Origin of the sequence: Tessaracoccus coleopterorum (genome assembly GCF_011174705.1) — a bacterium.
Lineage (GTDB): Bacteria > Actinomycetota > Actinomycetes > Propionibacteriales > Propionibacteriaceae > Arachnia > Arachnia coleopterorum.
Window position 1 is genome coordinate 347,904 of the sequence record NZ_JAANIJ010000001.1, and the last position, 18,145, is coordinate 366,048.

General features: G+C 69.9%; 14 protein-coding genes and 8 pseudogenes. 10 read left to right on the forward strand and 12 right to left on the reverse strand.

Annotated features, from left to right (window positions below):
• Positions 1-100 precede the first annotated feature (100 nt).
• The 3 genes from G7085_RS23470 to dxr are packed head-to-tail and all read right to left on the reverse strand — an operon-like array spanning position 101 to position 2,525.
• Positions 101-748: a site-2 protease family protein gene (locus G7085_RS23470; RefSeq protein ID WP_331715425.1), complete on the reverse strand. Its 648-nt coding sequence runs from the start codon at positions 746-748 to the stop codon at positions 101-103.
• Positions 745-1,326: a site-2 protease family protein gene (locus G7085_RS23475; RefSeq protein ID WP_231979149.1), complete on the reverse strand. Its 582-nt coding sequence runs from the start codon at positions 1,324-1,326 to the stop codon at positions 745-747. The genes G7085_RS23470 and G7085_RS23475 overlap by 4 nt, the downstream gene beginning before the upstream one ends.
• A complete protein-coding gene (dxr, locus tag G7085_RS02255; RefSeq protein ID WP_197509829.1) occupies positions 1,323-2,525 on the reverse strand; it encodes a 1-deoxy-D-xylulose-5-phosphate reductoisomerase in 1,203 nt (400 codons plus the stop codon). The genes G7085_RS23475 and dxr overlap by 4 nt, the downstream gene beginning before the upstream one ends.
• Positions 2,526-2,657: 132 nt before the next feature.
• Here dxr and G7085_RS02260 point away from each other — a divergent pair, with 132 nt between their 5' ends.
• Positions 2,658-3,356 (forward strand): phosphotransferase, encoded by a 699-nt coding sequence (locus G7085_RS02260; RefSeq protein ID WP_231979150.1) that lies wholly within the window; start codon positions 2,658-2,660, stop codon positions 3,354-3,356.
• A gap of 128 nt (positions 3,357-3,484) precedes the next feature.
• Here G7085_RS02260 and gdhA read toward each other — a convergent pair.
• The 7 genes and pseudogenes from gdhA to rpsB all read right to left on the reverse strand — a co-directional run bounded on the left by gdhA (position 3,485) and on the right by rpsB (position 10,127).
• A pseudogene (gene gdhA / locus G7085_RS02265) lies at positions 3,485-4,820 on the reverse strand (NADP-specific glutamate dehydrogenase).
• Positions 4,821-4,923: 103 nt separating this feature from the next.
• On the reverse strand, positions 4,924-6,048 hold the full coding sequence (gene rlmN, locus G7085_RS02270; protein WP_331715426.1) for a 23S rRNA (adenine(2503)-C(2))-methyltransferase RlmN: 1,125 nt from the start codon (positions 6,046-6,048) through the stop codon (positions 4,924-4,926).
• Between the two features lie 26 nt (positions 6,049-6,074).
• Positions 6,075-6,945: pseudogene (locus tag G7085_RS02275) on the reverse strand (phosphatidate cytidylyltransferase).
• On the reverse strand, positions 6,935-7,492 hold the full coding sequence (frr, locus tag G7085_RS02280) for a ribosome recycling factor (protein WP_197509832.1): 558 nt from the start codon (positions 7,490-7,492) through the stop codon (positions 6,935-6,937). The pseudogene G7085_RS02275 and the gene frr overlap by 11 nt, the downstream one beginning before the upstream one ends.
• 34 nt (positions 7,493-7,526) lie before the next feature.
• Positions 7,527-8,235: pseudogene (gene pyrH, locus G7085_RS02285) on the reverse strand (UMP kinase).
• A gap of 92 nt (positions 8,236-8,327) precedes the next feature.
• Positions 8,328-9,136 (reverse strand): annotated as a pseudogene (gene tsf, locus G7085_RS02290) (translation elongation factor Ts).
• A gap of 32 nt (positions 9,137-9,168) precedes the next feature.
• A pseudogene (rpsB, locus tag G7085_RS02295) lies at positions 9,169-10,127 on the reverse strand (30S ribosomal protein S2).
• 199 nt (positions 10,128-10,326) lie between these two features.
• Between rpsB and G7085_RS33875 the strand changes: the two are divergent.
• A pseudogene (locus G7085_RS33875) lies at positions 10,327-10,725 on the forward strand (peptidoglycan DD-metalloendopeptidase family protein); the annotation flags it as partial.
• Between the two features lie 124 nt (positions 10,726-10,849).
• Positions 10,850-11,341: a M23 family metallopeptidase gene (locus tag G7085_RS02305; RefSeq protein WP_197509833.1), complete on the forward strand. Its 492-nt coding sequence runs from the start codon at positions 10,850-10,852 to the stop codon at positions 11,339-11,341.
• Here the strand turns inward: G7085_RS02305 and G7085_RS36160 are convergent.
• Positions 11,320-12,212 (reverse strand): annotated as a pseudogene (locus tag G7085_RS36160) (tyrosine recombinase XerC). The gene G7085_RS02305 and the pseudogene G7085_RS36160 overlap by 22 nt on opposite strands.
• A 97-nt stretch (positions 12,213-12,309) precedes the next feature.
• Between G7085_RS36160 and def the strand changes: the two are divergent.
• The 6 genes and pseudogenes from def (at position 12,310) to G7085_RS02340 (ending at position 15,743) form a co-directional block, all read left to right on the forward strand.
• Positions 12,310-12,907: pseudogene (def, locus tag G7085_RS02315) on the forward strand (peptide deformylase).
• 104 nt (positions 12,908-13,011) lie between these two features.
• On the forward strand, positions 13,012-13,647 hold the full coding sequence (locus G7085_RS02320; RefSeq protein WP_197509835.1) for a lamin tail domain-containing protein: 636 nt from the start codon (positions 13,012-13,014) through the stop codon (positions 13,645-13,647).
• 53 nt (positions 13,648-13,700) lie between these two features.
• Positions 13,701-13,952, forward strand: coding sequence for a single stranded DNA-binding domain-containing protein (locus G7085_RS02325; protein WP_197509836.1), 252 nt, complete (start codon positions 13,701-13,703; stop codon positions 13,950-13,952).
• 35 nt (positions 13,953-13,987) lie between these two features.
• Positions 13,988-14,224: a hypothetical protein gene (locus G7085_RS02330; RefSeq protein WP_197509837.1), complete on the forward strand. Its 237-nt coding sequence runs from the start codon at positions 13,988-13,990 to the stop codon at positions 14,222-14,224.
• Positions 14,122-15,342 carry an endonuclease/exonuclease/phosphatase family protein gene (locus G7085_RS02335; RefSeq protein WP_197509838.1) on the forward strand — a complete coding sequence of 407 codons (1,221 nt, stop codon included), beginning with the start codon at positions 14,122-14,124 and terminating at the stop codon, positions 15,340-15,342. Before G7085_RS02330 ends, G7085_RS02335 begins: the two co-directional genes overlap by 103 nt.
• A complete protein-coding gene (locus G7085_RS02340) occupies positions 15,339-15,743 on the forward strand; it encodes a hypothetical protein (RefSeq protein ID WP_197509839.1) in 405 nt (134 codons plus the stop codon). The genes G7085_RS02335 and G7085_RS02340 overlap by 4 nt, the downstream gene beginning before the upstream one ends.
• A gap of 55 nt (positions 15,744-15,798) precedes the next feature.
• Here the strand turns inward: G7085_RS02340 and G7085_RS02345 are convergent, their stop codons facing one another.
• Complete coding sequence (locus G7085_RS02345; protein ID WP_408647026.1) at positions 15,799-16,560, reverse strand: TrmH family RNA methyltransferase; 762 nt, start codon at positions 16,558-16,560, stop codon at positions 15,799-15,801.
• Positions 16,561-17,087: 527 nt separating this feature from the next.
• Between G7085_RS02345 and G7085_RS02350 the strand changes: the two genes are divergently transcribed.
• Complete coding sequence (locus G7085_RS02350; protein ID WP_197509841.1) at positions 17,088-18,077, forward strand: chorismate-binding protein; 990 nt, start codon at positions 17,088-17,090, stop codon at positions 18,075-18,077.
• Positions 18,078-18,145 lie beyond the last annotated feature (68 nt).

Here is an 18,145-nt window from a genome sequence, read left to right on the forward strand (position 1 = left end):
TACGTCACCTGCCCGCTCCACCCGAAAACCGGGGTGTCTCCGCGTCAGAACAGCTGGATGGGGCTGATGATGTCGGCGAGAATCAGCACGAGTCCGCCGATCAGCAGGAACCCTCCCACCACGTAGGTGACGGGCAGCGCGCGCGCCGTGTCCACGGGCCCGGGATCGGGCCTGCCGAGGGCCCTTGCGATCCTGCGCTTGAGCCATTCGTAGATCGCCCCGCGATGTGTCCGCCGTCGAGCGGCAGCAACGGAACGAGGTTCAGAAGTGCGACGAACAGGTTCACCGAGCCGAGCAGGGACATCCACGTGGCGACCTTGTCGCCGGCGCTCATCTCGGTGTTGGTGCCGATCTCGCCCGCCACGCGGGAGGCGCCCACGATGGAGATGGGCGAGTTGGCGTCACGGGGCCGGCCCGTGACGAGGTCGGCCGCGACGTTGTACACGCGCACCGGGAAGCCGGCCAGAGCGACGGCCGACTGCTTCGTCATCGTCCACATCTGGTCGAGGGTGGTGAGCGGGCCGCCGTGGACAAGCTCGGTGGTCGGTGAGACGCCCAGGAAGCCGGCCTCGACGTAACGGGTCGGGTCGAGGCGGTCGGGCACGTAGTTGAGCTCGGTGTTGACGGTGGGGAGCGTGATCCGATCCCCGCCCCGCTCGACGACCACGGTGGCGGGGCCGGCGCCGTTCCTGCGGATCAGGTCGCCCATCTGCACCCAGTCGGTCAGCGCCACACCGTTGAAGCTCACCAGCACGTCACCGACCTTGATGCCCGCCTCGCTGGCGGGGTCGGCGGGTCCCCGGCGGTGCAGGTCTGGTCCTCGCGGTCGGCGCGGATGACGCACTCGGAGACGTCGGCGACGGTCAGCGTGGAGGTCCAGGTGCCGTGGATCATGTTGATGCCGAGGAAGATGGCGAACGCGAGCAGGATGTTCATCATCGGCCCGCCCAGCATGATGACGATCTTCTGCCACGTCTTCTTCTGGTACATCAGGTGGCCGTCGTCGGCCGCGGTGATCTCCTCGTACTCGTAGGCGCGCGCCTGGTCTGCGAGGTTCGTCAGCCAACCCGGCTTCGCGTTCTCCCTTGCCGGAGGGTACATGCCGACGAGCCTGACGTAGCCGCCCAACGGGAAGGCCTTGACGCCGTACTCGGTGCCGCCCTTCCTCTTCGACCAGAGCGTCCTTCCGAACCCGACGAAGTACTGCGTCACCTTGACCCCGAACGCCTTCGCGGGGACGAGGTGTCCGATCTCGTGGAGCGCGATCGACGCCATGATGAGCGCGAAGAAGAGCAGGGCGAGCAGGATCGTCAGGAACACGGTCATGCGGGCACCCCGGTGATTGCCGCGGCGCGGGCCCGGCCCCATGCGTCGGCGGCGAGCACGGCGTCGAGCGTCAGGTCGTCGTCGGTGACGTGCCCGTCGGCCAGGTGCTCGTCGAGGCAGGTGGCGATGGTGTCGGTGATGTCGAGGAAACCGATCCGGCCCGCGCAGAAGGCGTCCACACAGGCCTCGTTGGCCGCGTTGTAGACCGCGGGTGCGGTGCCGGAGGCCCTACCGGCGCGGCGGGCGAGCTCGACGGCGGGAAACACCGCGTCGTCGAGGGGCTCGAACGACCAGTTGGCGGGGCTGCCCCAGTCGCAGGCCGCCGCGGAGCCCTCCAGTCGCTCCGGCCACGTGAGGGCGAGCCCGATGGGCAGCCGCATGTCGGGCGGCGAGGCCTGGGCGATGGTGGAGCCGTCGAAGAACTCGACCATGGAGTGGACGATCGACTGGGGGTGCACGGTGACGGTGATGTCGTCGAGGGCCACGCCGTAGAGGAGCCCGGCCTCGAGCAGCTCGAGGCCCTTGTTGACCAGCGTTGCGGAGTTGATGGTGATGACGCGGCCCATGTCCCACGTGGGGTGCGCCATGGCCTGCTGCGGCGTCACGTCGCGGAGTTCCTGGCGGGTGCGGCCGCGGAACGGTCCGCCGGAGGCGGTGAGGATGAGGCGGCGCACCTCGGAGGCGCGGCCCCCGCGCAGGGCCTGGGCGAACGCGGAGTGCTCCGAGTCGACGGCGACGAGCTGCCCGGGCGCGGCGGCCTGGGTGACCAGGCGGCCGCCGATGACGAGCGACTCCTTGTTGGCCAGCGCCAGGGTGGTGCCTGCGGCCAGCGCGGCAAGGGTCGGGCGCAGCCCGGCCGCCCCCGTGACGGCGTTGACGACGACGTCGCACTCCTCGGCGGCGAGCTGGGTGGCGGCGTCGGGGCCGAGCAGCAGCTTCGGCAGCGTGTACTCCCCGTCGCTCCAGCCGTTGCGGTCGCCCTCCTCGTACAGCAGCCGCATCAGTTCCTGACCGGCCGATGCCTTCGCAAGCGCAACGGTGGCGGGCCGGAACTCGGCGATCTGACGCGCGAGCAGTGGGAGGTTCGAGCCCGAGGCCGCGAGACCGACGACGCGGAACCGGTCGCGCCTCGTGGAGACGACGTCGAGGGTCTGGGTGCCGATGGAGCCGGTGGAGCCGAGCAGGACGATGGTGCGCACCGGGCAAGTCTAGGCGTCCGCCGCGCCTCCCCGCCACCCCACGTGCGAACCGCCCCCCGTCGCACCGGCGCCGGCCCACGGCGGCCGACCGGCCGGGTGGGTCTTCTTGGCCGGGTGTGTCACGATCGGGTCATGGCATTGGCTGGACCTCCCCCTGAAGGCACCCCCGTCCCCGGTCTCATCCTCGACTGGGCCGGCAGGCACGGTCGCACCGTCGCCGAACTCGTGTGGCGCAATGAGCCCGGTGGGCTGACAGCGCGACTCGTGGCCCCCGACGCCAAGGACCTGTTCGCCAAGTGGAGCCCGATCGATCTGCTGCCCGAGGCGGAGCGGATGAGTTGGCTCTCCAGCAGGCACCCCTCCCCCAGGATGTTCGACTTCGAGGAGGGCGACGGCGAGTGGCTGATCGTCAGCGGCGCCCTCCCCGGCACGTCGGCCGTCTCGCCACGCTGGTCCGCCGAGCCTGACCGGGCCGCCGCCGCCATCGGCGAGGGGCTCGCGCTGCTCCACACCCTTGACCCGTCGATCTCGATGTTCGGGTCCGTCGACTGGGTCGGTGACCAGGACGATGTCGACCTGCTGGTCATCGCGCACGGGGACGCCTGCGCGCCCAACACGATCATCGGCGATGACGGCCGGTTCATCGGGCATGTGGACCTCGGGTCGCTCGGGGTCGCCGACCGGTGGGCCGACCTTGCGATCGCGTCGTGGTCCCTGGAGTGGGACTTCGGGCCGGGCCACGAACGGGCCTTCTGGGACGCCTACGGCATCGAGCCCGACACCGACCGGATCGCGCACTACCGGCGGCTGTGGGACGGCCCGGCCGGCTGAGCCGCCCGGGCCGACCGTGGTCGGCGCCCGGACCTGCCCGGCGCTCCTCGCCTGACGCACTCCCCTGGATGTGTGGGGCGCCCCGACCGTTGCACGGTCGGGGCGCCCCTTTTTCAGGCAGGTTCGGATCAGACCAGGCCGAACGCCTGGATCGCCTTGGCCACCTTCTCGAAACCGGCGATGTTCGCGCCGACGACGTAGTCGCCGGGGCACCGTAGCTCTCCGCCGTGGCGGCGCACTGCTCGTGGATGCCCTTCATGATCTCGGTGAGGCGCTCCTCGGTGTGTTCGAAGGTCCACGAGTCACGGCTCGCGTTCTGCTGCATCTCGAGCGCGGAGGTCGCCACGCCACCGGCGTTGGCCGCCTTGCCCGGCGCGAACAGGACGCCCGCCTCCTGGAAGATGTGCAGGCCCTCGGGCGTGGTGGGCATGTTTGCGCCCTCGGCCACGACCTTGACGCCGTTGCGCACCAGGGTGGCCGCCTGCTCACCGTTCAGCTCGTTCTGGGTGGCGCAGGGCAGCGCGACGTCGACGGGAACGTCCCAGATCGACCCGGAGGTGCCGAGTCGCGCGGCAGGTCGACGCTCGACGTAGTCGGAGACGCGACCGCGCTCGACCTCCTTGATCTGCTTCAGCAGGTCGAGATCCACCCCGGCCTCGTCGACGACGTAGCCGGAGGAGTCGGAGAAGCCGACGACGGTGGCGCCGAGCTGGTTGGCCTTCTCCGCCGCGTAGATCGCGACGTTGCCTGAGCCGGACACCATGACGCGCTTGCCGTCGAACGACTCGCCGCGGGTCTTCAGCATCTCGTTGGCGAACACGACAGTGCCGTATCCGGTGGCCTCGGTGCGCACGAGCGAGCCGCCCCAGCCGATGCCCTTGCCGGTCAGCACGCCGGACTCGTAGCGGTTGGTGATGCGCTTGTACTGGCCGAACATGTAGCCGATCTCGCGGCCACCGACGCCGATGTCACCGGCGGGAACGTCGGTGTACTCGCCGAGGTGGCGGTAGAGCTCCGTCATGAACGACTGACAGAACCGCATGACCTCGGAGTCGGACTTGCCGCGCGGGTCGAAGTCGGAGCCGCCCTTGCCGCCGCCGATGGGCAGGCCGGTCAGGGAGTTCTTGAAGATCTGCTCGAAGCCGAGGAACTTGATGACGCCCAGGTAGACGCTGGGGTGGAACCGGAGGCCGCCCTTGTAGGGGCCGAGCGCGGAGTTGAACTCGACACGGAAGCCGCGGTTGATGTGGACCTCGCCCTTGTCGTCGGTCCACGGCACCCGGAAGATGATCTGCCGCTCAGGCTCGCAGATGCGCTCGAGCATCTTCATCTCGAGGTACTCGGGTGGCGCTTGATGACCGGGCCGAGGCTCTCGAGGACCTCGCGGACGGCCTGATGGAACTCGGCCTCCCCGGGGTTCCGGGCAACGACCGCCTCGAAGACGCCCTCCAACTTCGGTTCCATCAGTTCTCCTTCGGTCTCACAGCCAAACGCGCAGAGTCTATCCCTCGCCGGTCGCGGCGCCGTTCCACGACCGTTCCGTGGGCATGTCTCCCGGCGACTTGCGTCAGGCCTGGGTGACGCTCGCGGCCAGCTGACCGCAGGCGCCGTCGATGTCCTGGCCGCGCGTGTCGCGCAGCGTCACGGGGACACCGCGGCGCTCGAGGGTCTGGATGAATGCCACCTCGTCCGCCTTGCGCGACGCCGTCCACCTGGAGCCGGGGGTCGGGTTGAGCGGGATCAGGTTCACATGCACCCAGCCCCAGTCACCGCGGCGCTTCAGCACCCTGGCGAGCAGTTCGGCCCGCTCCACGGAATCGTTGATGTCGCGCATCATCGCGTACTCGATCGACACGCGGCGCTTCGTCTTCTTCGCGTACTCCCAGGCGGCGTCGACAACCTCATCGACCTTCCACCGGTTGTTGATGGGGACGATCTCGTCGCGCAGTTCGTCGTCGGGGGCGTGCAGCGATACCGCGAGCGTCAGCGGGAGCCCCTCATCCGTGAGCCTGTTGATCTGTGGCACCAGGCCGACGGTGGACACGGTGATGTGGCGGGCGCTCATTCCGAAACCGTTGGGGCTCGGCTCGACGAAGGTGCGGATCGAACCCATCACCGCGTTGTAGTTGGCCAGCGGCTCACCCATCCCCATGAAGACGATGTTGTTGAGCCGGCCGGTGGCGCCGGGAACGACGCCTGAGGCGATCTGCTGGTCGGCGGCGAGCACCTGGGCGGTGATCTCGGCCTGGGACAGGTTGCGCTTCAGCCCGCCCTGCCCCGTGGCGCAGAAGGGGCACGCCATGCCGCAGCCCGCCTGTGAGGAGATGCACAAGGTGGTGCGGTTGGGGTAGCGCATCAGCACCGACTCCAGCAGCGACCCGTCGTGCAGCTTCCACAGCGTCTTGACGGTGCTGCCGTCGTCGGTGGCCCGGACGGTCACCTGGTCGAGAAGGTTCGGGAACAGCTGTTCGCCCAGGTCGGCGCGGATGGCGGCGGGGAGATCGGTGAAGTTCGTCGCGTCCACCTCGAGCCGGTCGAAGACGTGGCGTGAGATCTGATCTGCGCGGAACCTCGGCAGCCCGAGCTTCTCGGTGGCCTCGATCCGCTCCGCATGGTCGAGGTCGAGCCAGTGCTTCGGCGGCTTACCCCTGCGGGGCGCTTCGAAGACGAGTGGGAGGGAGGTGGGAGCCACGGGTGGGTACTTTCCGTTTGGCGGCGTCAGCTGCCGATGGTGAGGTGCAGGATGGCCCAACCGACGGGACCGCGACGAGCATCGAATCGAGTCGATCCATCACGCCGCCGTGTCCGGGAAGGAAGTTGGACATGTCCTTCAAGCCTACGTCACGCTTGATCAACGATTCAACCAGATCCCCGATGGTGCCCGCGACGCTCAGCAGCGCGCCGAGCACGAGCCCGATCGCCCAGTGGATCTCAAGCAGGTAGATCGCGCCGAGCACGCCGATGACGGCGGCGAAGACGATTCCGCCCGCGAAACCCTCCCATGTCTTGTTGGGGCTGATCACCGGGGCCATCTTGTGGCGCCCCAGGAGGACGCCGACGGTGAAGGCCCCCGTGTCGGAGGCCACGACGCAGGCGACGATGGTGAGGATCCGCAGCGCACCGTCGGGGGCGCCCATCAGCAGCGGCACGGAGGCGCCGAGCAGCGGGATGTAGCCGATGATGAAGGCGCTCGCGGAGACGTCGCCCACGAAACCGGCGGCGCCGCCGCGGAGCCGCAGCCCGAGCGACACGATCATCGTGAGGCACAGGCAGATCACCACGAACGTGATCGGCTCGAGTGGGATGAGGCCGCGCACGGCGGCGTAGCCACCGAGGCTGCTGACCGCGGTACCGACCGCGACCGGCACGATCTCGGAGGCCTGGCCCTTGCGGAGCAGCGCGCGGTGCACCTCGACGGTGCCCAGCGTGAGGCCGAGGGCCACCAGGATCGCGAAGAACCAGTGCGCCCACAGCAGCCCACCACGAGGGCGGCGAAGAGCCCGACCCCGACGCCGACTGCTGTGGGAAGATCCCGACCAGCCTTCGACTTGCGGGGCTGGCCTCTCCGACTCCGGTCATCACACCTCAGCCAGTTCGGCTTCCTTGTTCTTGAGGACCTCGTCGACGCTCTCCACGAACTTCTTGGTGGTGCCGTCGAGGGCCTTCTCGGCGCGGGAGAGATCGTCCTCGGAGATCTCGCCGTCCTTCTGGAGCTTCTTGAGCTGGTCGATGGCGTGACGGCGGATGTTGCGCACCGCGATGCGGGCGTCCTCAGCCTTGCCCTTGGCCATCTTCACGTATTCCTTGCGGCGCTCCTCGGTCAGCTGCGGCATCACGATGCGCACCGAATTGCCGTCGTTTCCCGGGTTCACACCGAGGTCGGCGTCGCGGATGGCCTTCTCGATGGCGCCGATGGCGCTGCGGTCGAAGGGGGTGATCAGCAGCGACCGCGGGTCGGGCGAGGTGAACTGCGCCAACTGCTGCAGCGGCGTCGGCGCGCCGTAGTAGTCCGCGTTGAGCTTGCTGAACATCGCGGGGTGCGCGCGCCCGGTGCGGATCGTGGCCATGTCCTCGCGGGCGTGGTCCACCGCCTGCTGCATCCTGGTGGAGGATTCCTTCTGGATTTCGGCGATCATGTGTGGTCGACTCCTCAAAGTCCTTGGGGTGGGGTTAGCGGGTGACGAGCGTGCCGATCGTCTCACCCGCGACCGCGCGGGCGATGTTGCCTGGTTCGGAGAGGCTGAAGAACACGAGGTTCAGGTTGTTGTCGCGGGCCAGCGCGATGGCGGTGGCGTCGGCCACCTTCAGGTCCTCCTTGAGGAACTGGTCGTGCGTGAGCTCCGCGAACTTGGTGGCGTCGGGTGGTGCTTGGGATCCTTGTTGTAGACCCCGTCGACACCCTGCTTGCCCATCAACAGCACCTCGGCGCCGATCTCCAGCGCGCGCTGCGCGGCGACGGTGTCGGTGGAGAAGTACGGCATGCCCGAACCCGCACCGAAGATGACGAGGCGACCCTTCTCCATGTGGCGCTCGGCGCGGCGGGGATGTACGGCTCGGCGACCTGGGCCATGTTGATGGCCGACTGGACGCGGGTCTCAATGCCGGCACGCTCGCAGAAGTCCTGCAGCGCGATGGCGTTCATCACCGTGCCGAGCATGCCCATGTAGTCGGCACGGTCGCGTGCCATGCCGCTCTTCGAGAGTTCAGCGCCACGGAAGTAGTTGCCACCTCCCACGACCACTGCGACCTGGGTGCCTCTGCGGACGACATCGGCGACCTGTTCGGCGATACCCGACACGATCACCGGATCGACGCCGAGCTTGCCTCCCCCGAACTCCTCACCGGAAAGCTTCAACAAAACCCGCTGATAGGCCACCAGACCTCCTGGACTGACTGTGGGTGGACATGGCACGTGCGCCGCGACCAGTGGTCGCGGCGCACGTAACTCTACTTCACTTGGCGCGATTGCGCTCAGGCGCCGATCGCGAAGCGCACGAAGCGCACGATCTCGGTGCCGCCGTCCTTGAGGGCGTCACCGACGGACTTCTTGTCCTCCCAGACCGCGGCCTGGTCGACGAGGACGACGTCCTTGTAGTAGCCGCCGACGCGGCCTTCGACGATGCGGGGAAGGGCGGCCTCGGGCTTGCCCTCCTCCTTGGCGGTCGCCTCGGCGATGCGTCGCTCGTTCTCGACGAGATCGGCAGGCACGTCCTCGCGGTTGACCCACTGGGCGACATCGACGCGATCTGCAGCGCGACGTGATGCGCGAGCTGCTCGTCACCCTTGTACTCGACGAGCACACCGACCTGCGGGGGCAGGTCAGCGGCGCGGCGGTGCAGGTACAGGTGGCTGTCGCCCTCGTAGTTGGCGACGGCGGCGACCGAGAGGTTCTCACCGATCTTGGCGCCGAGCTCCTGCACGGCGTCGCTGACCTTCACACCGGAGACGAGGGCTGCCTCGTTGGCCGTGGCGACATCGGTCGCGCCTGCGGTCAGCACCGCGGAGAGGATCTCCTCGGCGAGCGTGACGAACTCGGCGTTCTTGGCGACGAAGTCGGTCTCGGCTGCGAACTGGATCAGGGCGCCGTCGCGACCCGCCACGATGCCATTGGTGGCCTCGCGGTCGGCGCGCTTCGCGGCCTTCGCAAGACCCGAGATGCGCAGCAGCTCAACGGCCTTGTCGAAGTCGCCCTCGGCCTCGACGAGGGCCCTCTTGGCGTCCATCATGCCCGCGCCGGTGGCGTCGCGGAGCTTCTTCACGTCAGCGGCAGTGATTGCCATGGATGCTCGTTTCCTGTTCTTCTCTGGGGTTCTCAGTTGGCTTCGGTGGCCTCGGTGGCCTCGGTGGCCTCGGCTGCCGGGGCGACCTCGGCGACGGGAGCCTCTTCGGCGACCTCGGCCACGGGAGCCTCCTCGGCAACCTCAGCAGCCACGGGAGCCTCTTCGGCAACCTCGGCCACGGGAGCCTCTTCGGCCTGGACCTTCTCGGCGACCTCGGCGGCGGCCGGCTGATCGGCGGCGAGAAGCTCGCGCTCCCAGTCGGGCATGGGCTCGGACTCGGCCTGCTCACCGGAGCGGCCCGACGAGCGGTCGATGAGACCCTCGGCGGCGGCGTCGGCGATGATGCGGGTCAGGAGCGCGACGGAGCGGATGGCGTCGTCGTTGCCCGGCACCGCGAAGTCGACCTCGTCGGGATCGCAGTTGGTGTCGAGGATCGCGACGACGGGGATGTTCAGCTTGCGGGCCTCGTCGACGGCGAGGTGCTCCTTCTTGGTGTCCACGATCCACACGGCCTGGGGGGTCCTGACCATGTCGCGGATACCGCCGAGGGTCTTCTCCAGCTTGTTCTTCTCACGCTCGAGCTGCAGGAGCTCCTTCTTGGTGAGGCCGCTGGCGGCGACGTCGGAGAAGTCCATGCCCTCAAGCTCCTTGAGGCGCTGGATCCGCTTGGTGACGGTGTGGAAGTTGGTCAGCATGCCGCCGAGCCAGCGCTGGTTCACGTAGGGCATGCCCACGCGGGTGGCCTGCTCGGCGATGGCCTCCTGGGCCTGCTTCTTCGTGCCGACGAACAGCACCTGGCCGCCACGGGCGACGGTCGACTTGACGAAGTGGTACGCCTTGTCGATGTAGCGCAGCGAGAGCTGGAGGTCGATGATGTAGATGCCGTTGCGCTCGGTGAAGATGAAGCGCTTCATCTTGGGTTCCAACGACGGGTCTGGTGTCCGAAGTGGACGCCGGCCTCGAGCAGCTGGCGGGTGGTGACGACGGCCATGGCCGTTCCTTTCACGGCGGGCGCTGCCCGCCTGACTTCCGGTGGGCCGGTGGCCCACGTGTGGTTTGATCGGACCCGGGTGGGGCCTTTCCTGATGTGCCCGGCCGCTGCACCCGCCCGGAGGCGGGACCACGCGGCGACCGACGGATGCGAACCCGCCTCGGCACATGCGAAGTCAACCCATGATGGTTGCCCGGCCATGTTACCCCTCTGCGACGATGCGGAACAAACCGGTGGGGCGCGGTTCTCCACAGCACCGGGCGCGGATGTGACACACCCGTGCCCGCCTCCGGATAACGGGTCGTGTGAGATCCCTGACATCGGCGCTGTTCGCGCTCCTCCTGCTCCTCTCTCCCCTGCCCGCCGTCGCGGACGGGTTCGTCCTGACCCGCCCGTGCCCGGGCACACGGTGCGGGCCTTCGACCGGGTGGCCCGCTACGACGCCGGGCACCGTGGCGTCGATCTGGCGGCCACGGCCGGGGTGACGGTGCGGGCCGCGGCCGCCGGTGTGGTGCTGTTCGCGGGCGTTGTGGCGGGCACCCCGGTCGTGAGCGTCGACCACGGCAACGGGTGGCGCACCACATACCAACCCGTGCGCGCCGCCGTCTCCTCCGGCAGCGTGGTTGCAGACGGCGACGTGCTCGGCACCGTGACCGGACGGCACTGCGCCCCGTGGCCTGCCTGCACTGGGGCTGACCGACGGCACCGCCTACGCCGACCCGATGGCCTACCTCTCCGCCCGACGGGTCCGGCTGGTGCCGCAGGGCACCGGGCCGCGGGTGGCTCCCGCAATCGGGGCCGCGCGGGTGTCCATCGGCCGGCTACCGGTGGACGGCGTACGCACCTCCCCGTTCGGGATGCGGCGCCATCCGATCACCGGCGTCTGGAAGCTGCACGACGGCACCGACCTGGCCGCTCCCTGCGGAACGCCCGTCGTCACCCCGACCGGCGGAAGGGTGACCCGTGCATACTTCTCCACCGCCTACGGGTGGCGGGTGTTCGTCGAACACGACGGGGGCTGGTCACCGCCTACAACCACCTTCTCGGCCAGGAGGTGTCGGTCGGCCGGGAGCTTGCGGCCGGGAGCGGGTCGGACGGGTCGGGTCGACCGGCCTGTCGACCGGCTGCCACCTGCACTGGATGGCGTGGCGCGGCTCCCGCCTGATCGACCCGTTGACGCTGGCATGAGTCGTCAGGCGCGGGGATGGGCCTGACGGTAGGCGGAGCGCAGCCGCTCGGACGTGACGTGCGTATAGATCTGGGTGGTGGCCACCGACGCGTGGCCCAGCATCTCCTGGACGCTGCGCAGGTCGGCACCGCCCTCGATGAGGTGCGTCGCCATGGCGTGCCGCAGACCGTGCGGCCCACCTCCACCCCGGCGGCCCGGGTCGCCTCGTGCACCACGCGGCGCGCAACCCGCGGGTCCAGAGCCCCGCCCCTGGCCCCGAGGAAGACGGTGTCGGGGCTCGAGTCGAGGGCCACCTCCGCGCGGCGCGCGAGCCAGGCGTCGACCGCCCGCAGCGCGGGGCACCGATCGGCACGGTGCGTTCCCGACCTCCCTTCCCGAGCACACGCACGGAGCCGCGGCCGCGGTCGAGGTCGGGATCCGCAGGGAACAGAGTTCCGAGACGCGCAACCCGCTCGAGTAGGCCACCTCCAGCAGAGCGAGGTCGCGCACCGCGATGGGGCCCCCTCCTCGGCGACCCGGGTCTCCGCCGACGCGAACGTGACGTCCATGGCGGCCCCGGTCGGCACCTTCGGGAGCCTCCGCCCCCGCTTCGGCGCCCTGAGCCGTACCGCGGGGTCGTCGCCGATCATCCCCTCGGAGGCAGCCCAGGCGAAGAATCCGCGGGCGCTGGCCACGCGGCGCTGGACTGTGGCCTGGGCTGCGCCCGCCTCGGTCATGTCCGCGAGCCACCCCGGAGGGTGGCGAGCGTGACCCTCCCCGGTTCGGCCCCGAACCCGCCGCCAGCTCCCGCAGATCACCGCTGTAGGCGCGCACGGTATGCGCCGACAGCCCCGCTCGGCACCCAGATGCAGGGCGTACTCGGCGATGAGTCTCTCCCATCCCGGGCTCAGTTCCATGCCCCAAGTGTCGCTCACCGGGCCGGGCGAGGCGGCCGGACACACGCGGGTGCGGCATACTTGGCGCGTCTCACCGCAACGATTCTGGAGGTTCACGATGACCGAGGCCGACCTGACCCAGGGTGGCAAGGTCCTGCCCATCACGCGCTGGGGACCCGGTCATGCACGCGGTCACGCGGCCGGTGACCGAGTTCGGTGAGGAGCTGCACACACTGGTGCGCGACATGTTCGCCACGATGCGCGCCGCCGACGGCGTGGGCCTCGCGGCCACCCAGGTCGGGGTCGACCTGGCCGTGTTCATCTACGAGTGCCCCGATGCCGATGACGTGGTGCGCCTCGGTGTGATCTGCAACCCGGTGGTCACCCTGCCGGAGGGCAAGGACCGCAACCTGGAGGCCGCCGAGGAGGGCTGCCTCTCCTACCCCGGCGGCTACCAGAGCCTCGCCCGCCCCGACCGCTCGAGCTGCACCGGCCAGGACGCATTCGGCGCCGAGGTGACAGTGGACGGCACCGGCCTGCTGGCCCGCTGCCTCCAGCACGAGACCGACCATCTCAACGGAATGGTCTTCGGTGACCGGCTGTCGGGCCGCTCGCGCAGGGCCCTGGACAAGAAGGTCGGCGAGCTGGCCTACCGCTACCCCGACGACTGGCCGGTCTCCCCGAAGGTGAAGGCGGCCCCGCTCCCGGTGGCCTGACCCCGTCCGGGCGGTGAGGGTTTGCCGCCCGTTCATCGCAACCACCCACAAAGTTGGCGCGACCTCCCTAGGCTCACGAGTCCGAGCCCCTATGTGGAGGAAGCATGAAACTCAGACGCACCGCCACGATCACCGCCGCTGCAGCCCTCGTGGCCGGCCTGATCGCTCTCCCCATGCCCGCGGTGGGCGCACCGCCGTCGACCCTGATGATCAGCGCCTACATCGAGGGTTCCAGCTCCAACAAGGCCGTCGAGGTCTACAACCCGACCGACGCCGCCATCGACCTCACCGGGTACCGGCTCCTGCAGTTCTCCAACGGTTCCAGCACCGGAACGCTGATCTGGACGCTGAGCGGCAGCCTCGCCTCCGGTGGCCACCTGCGGGTCGCCGACAGCGCGGCCGTCGACACGCTCACGACAGGTGCGGCCCACACCACCAGCGCTCTGTTCAACGGCGACGACGCCATCCAACTCCAGCGCGACGGCGCCGTGGTCGATTCGCTCGGCCAGACGGGAACCGACCCGGGCACGGCATGGACCGGCTCCGGGTCTCCACCACGAACCAGTCCCTGCTGCGCACGTCGTGCGTCACCGACACCGTCGTCGACGACGCATTCGATCCGTCAGCGCAGTGGACCTCACACCCCGTCGACACGTTCGACATCCTCGGGACGTTCACCTGTGACGGCTCCGGCCCCGGGGAACCGACCGATCCGCCCGTCGAGCAGGGCGAGGTCCTGAAGATCGGCACCGTCCAGGGCACCGGGGACACCTCCCCGTACGTCGGCAAGCCGGTGACCGTCGCCGGAGTCGTCACCGGCAACTTCCAGACCGGCGGCTTCAATGGCTACTTCATCCAGGACACGGGCGACGGCCTCGCCGAGACCAGCGACGCACTGTTCATCTACGGCGCCTCCCTGGCGAACGCTCCCGTCGGTACCCGGGTGCGCGTCACCGGCACGGTCAGCGAGTTCAACGGCCAGACGCAACTCGCGCCGAGCAGCGTCCGGACCATCGGATCGGGCGAGGTCACCCCACCGAGCTGACGCTTCCGCTCGGCAATCAGGAGTCCCACGAGTCGATGCTCGTCACGTTCCCCGACGCTCTGACCATCGTCGAGTACTTCAACTTCGACCGCTACGGCGAGATCGTCTACGCCTCGACGCGCCAGAACACCCCACCGCCGTCGCCGAGCCGGGCGACGACGCGAGGGCCGTGCTGGCCGCCAACCAGGCCGACCGCCTCATCGTCGACGATGGGCGCACCGCACAGAACGCGAGCCCGGCCATCCACCCCGACGGCGATCCGGTGTCGCTGAGCAACTACTTCCGCGGCGGTGACACCGTCTCCGACCTCACCGGCATCATGACGTACAACTTCGGGGCATGGAAGCTTCAGCCCACCAGGGCGGCAACTACACTCGGGTCAACGCCCGCCCGGACGTCCCCGAGGTGGGGGCGACGTGCGCGTCGCGTCGATGAACGTGCTGAACTACTTCACCACCCTGAAGAGCCAGGACCCCGATGCCCGCGGGCCGACACCCCGGAGGAGTTCGCCCGCCAGGAGGCCAAGATCGTCGCGGCCATCGGAGAGCTGGACGCCCACGTGGTGGGCCTCATGGAGATCGAGAACAACGGCACCGCCGTCGACGCGCTGGTGGAGGCGCTGAACAAGGACCTCGGGAGCGACACGTACGCGTCGATCTCCACCGGTCGGCTCGGCAGCGACGCCATCGTCCAGGCGTTCATCTACCAACCAGCCGCCGTGACCCGGTCGGCAACTGGGCGGCCTACGACTACAAGGACAACCGCAACCGACCGACGCTCGTCCAGACGTTCGAGGAGAACGCCACAGGCGAGACCTTCAACGTCGCCGTCAACCACCTCAAGTCCAAGGGCTCGGAGTGCTCCGGCGACCCTGACCTCGGTGACGGGCGGGCAACTGCAACCAGACCCGGCTCGCGGCCGTCAGGACGATGACCGGATGGCTGGCCGCCGATCCGACGGGCCGGGCGAGGACCGCACCCTCGTGATCGGCGACATGAACTCCTACGATCACGAGGATCCGATCGACGCGTTCGCCGCGTCCGGCTACACCGACCTGCACCGCAGCTTCGAGGGCCCGGAGGCGTACGGCTACGTGTTCGACGGCATGGTCGGCTACCTCGACTACGCGCTCTCGAACGCGGCCATGACGCCGCGGGTCACCGGCGCCGCCTCGTGGCACATCAACGCCGACGAGGCCGACCTGTTCGACTACGACATGAGCTTCAAGCAGCCGGCCGAGGACGCCCTGTGGGAGGCGAGCCCGTACCGGTCCTCCGACCACGATCCGGTGCTGGTCGGCCTGTCGCTGCGCGACGCCGTGGACCCCACACCCACCCCCACGCCGACCCCGACGCCCACCCCCACGCCGACCCGACGCCGACACCGGTGAACATCTACACGACGCCCGGCTACCACACCTCGTCGGGTCGTCGCTGGTTCACCGAGTGCGAGGCGTACTCCGTGACAGAGCGCTGCTGGACCTCCATCTGGGGATCCCGGATCCAGCAGGTCGACGGGAGGTACGTCAACAGGACGGGCTGGATGTTCAACAGCCTCACCTACGTCGCCTCGCCGCGTTCGGTGTGGAGGGGCAACCCGCTCGCCACGCCCGGCCGCCACATCGTCGACGGCCGCACCTGGGTGACCGAGTGCGACACCCCGCAGACCGGCCGCAACGGCTGCCGGTCCTACATCCTCGCGACCGTGATCGTCCGGGCCGGCGGCCCGGGCCGCTACACGTACGCGTGGCAGAACCAGCTGGTGCTGAACAACATCGTGCTGTTCTCCTGACCCGACCGCGCGGCGGGTCGTCCCTTCCGGGCGGCCCGCCGTCGGCGTACCGGGGTCAACGCAGCGCGTAGGCGAGGATGGAGGCGGCGGTGGCCACGTTGAGCGAGTCGACCGCGCCGGTCATGGGGATCGTCACCACGTCGTCGGCCAGTTCCAGCCACGCGGGGCTCAAACCCGCCCCCTCGGTGCCGAGCAGCAGGGCCACGCGGTCGGGCACCCGGTAGGCGGGCAGCGGCACGGCGTCGGGCGTCAGCGCCGCGGCCACGAGGCGGAACCCCGCCTCCCCGAGCCGCCGCAGGTCCCGGGCTCCGGTCATCCGACGCCAGGGGTGGGCCAGGCTCGCGCCCATGCTCGCCTTGACCGCCCTGCGGTAGAGGGGATCGGCCCCGCCCGGCGAGACGAGGACGCCGTCCCAGCCGAGGCCCGCCGCGAGCCGGATCACGGCCCCGGTGTTGGCGTGGTCGACCAGTTCCTCACACACGATCACGCGGCGGGCGCCCTCGAAGAACTCCCAGGGTGTCTCGGCGGGCCGCTCGAACGACCCGAGGGCGCCACGGTGCACGTGGAACCCGCTGATCTCCTCGATGAGTGCCTCGGATGCGACGTGCACGGGCACGTCGGGCCAGGCCTCGAGGAGCGGGGCGAGGCCGTCGAGCCAGCGCGGCTGCAGCAGAAGCGAGCGCGGGACGCAGCCCGCCGCGAAGGCGCGCTCGATGATCTTCAGGCCCTCGGCGATGAACCGCCCGCCGGAGCGGCGGAGTTGGGCATCGCGCAGGCCGACGAAGTCACCCAGGCGGGCGTCGTTGCGGTCGGTCACCTCGATCAGCACCAGCCAAGGGTAGCCGCCCCGGCGCCGGGGCGGCCCGACCGGCCGCGGCACTAGCCTGTACGCCATGGAACCGTTCGTGGTGCTCGACGATGCACCCTCCGACAGCGTGACGGTCCTGTCAGGGCTCGCGCGGGTCGACCGGATCGACCTGGATCGACTGGATGCTGCGCTCGCCGACGGGTGGGCCGCCGGTCTGCACTGCTTCGCGTGGCTGCCTTACGACCTCGGCGAGGCGGCCATGGGGGTGGCCGACGACGCTCCGGGCGCCCTGTACTGGTTCCGCGACCGCCACCGCACCGACCGGCCCCGCACGTCACCGGTGAGGCCTGGCTCACCGGCATGGCGCCGACAGTGTCCCCGGAGGGCTTCGCGGCCGACCTGGCGCGAATCCTCGCGGCCATCGCCGCCGGATCGACCTATCAGATCAACCACACCTTCCGGATGCTCGGCCGCGCTGTCGGCGATCCCCGCAGCCTCTACGCACGGCTCCGGGAGCGGCAGGCCGTCGCGTTCGGGTGCTGGCCCACCTCCCGCCGCCAGCGGCGCCCTGGACGCTCAGCCTCTCCCCCGAACTCTTCCTGGCCGTCGACGGCGACACGGCCACGACCCGCCCCATGAAGGGCACCGCCCCGGCCGACACGGATCCGGCGGCGCTGCGCTCCGGTGGGAAGGACCGCGCCGAGAACCTGATGATCGTCGATCTGCTCCGCAACGACCTGAGCCGGGTGGCAGTCCCCGGCTCGGTGGCCGTGCCGAGCCTGTTCGACGTGGAGCGCGTCGGGAATCTGTGGCAGATGACAAGCACGGTCACCGCGCGGCTCACCCCCGCGACGACTCCGGCGGGGCTGCTGGCGGCCACCTTCCCGTGCGGCTCGATCACCGGCGCCCCGAAGCTCGCGAGCATGCGCCTGATCCGCGACCTGGAGCCCGACCGCAGGGGCATCTACACGGGCTCGCTCGGCGTCATCGAGCCGGCCGACACGCCCCTTGGATGGCGGATGAGGCTGAGCGTCGCGATCCGCACGCTCGAGATCCACGGCGACGGCGCGGCCCGGCTCGGCATCGGCTGCGGGGTGGTGGCCGACAGCACAGCCGGAGCGGAGTGGCTCGAGTGCCTGGCCAAGGCCGGGTTCGCCACCGGCGTCGGGCCCGGCGTCGAACTGCTGGAGACGATGGCCGTCATCAACGGGGTCTGTGCGCTCGGGCCGCGCCACTCGGAGCGACTCGCACACTCCGCCGCGGCCCTCGGCATCCCGGCCGCACCCGACGCCGTCACGGCCGCGGTCGCGGGCACTCCCCGGGCGCCTGGCGGGTGTCGCTCAGGGTCGGCCCCGACGGCGTCGCCACCGTCTCGCGCGGCCCGCTGCCCGACACGGCCCGACCGGTGCGCGCGGTGCTTGCCGCCGCCCCCTGGCCGCGGCATCCACTTGCGGGGCACAAGACGAGCGACCGCGCCCATCTCGACGCCGCCGTCCGACTTGCCGCGCCGGGCGCGTTCGACGTGATCGGCCACGACGCCGCGTCGCGCGTCCTCGAGGGGCCCGCAGCAACGTCTTCGCCCTCATCGACGGCC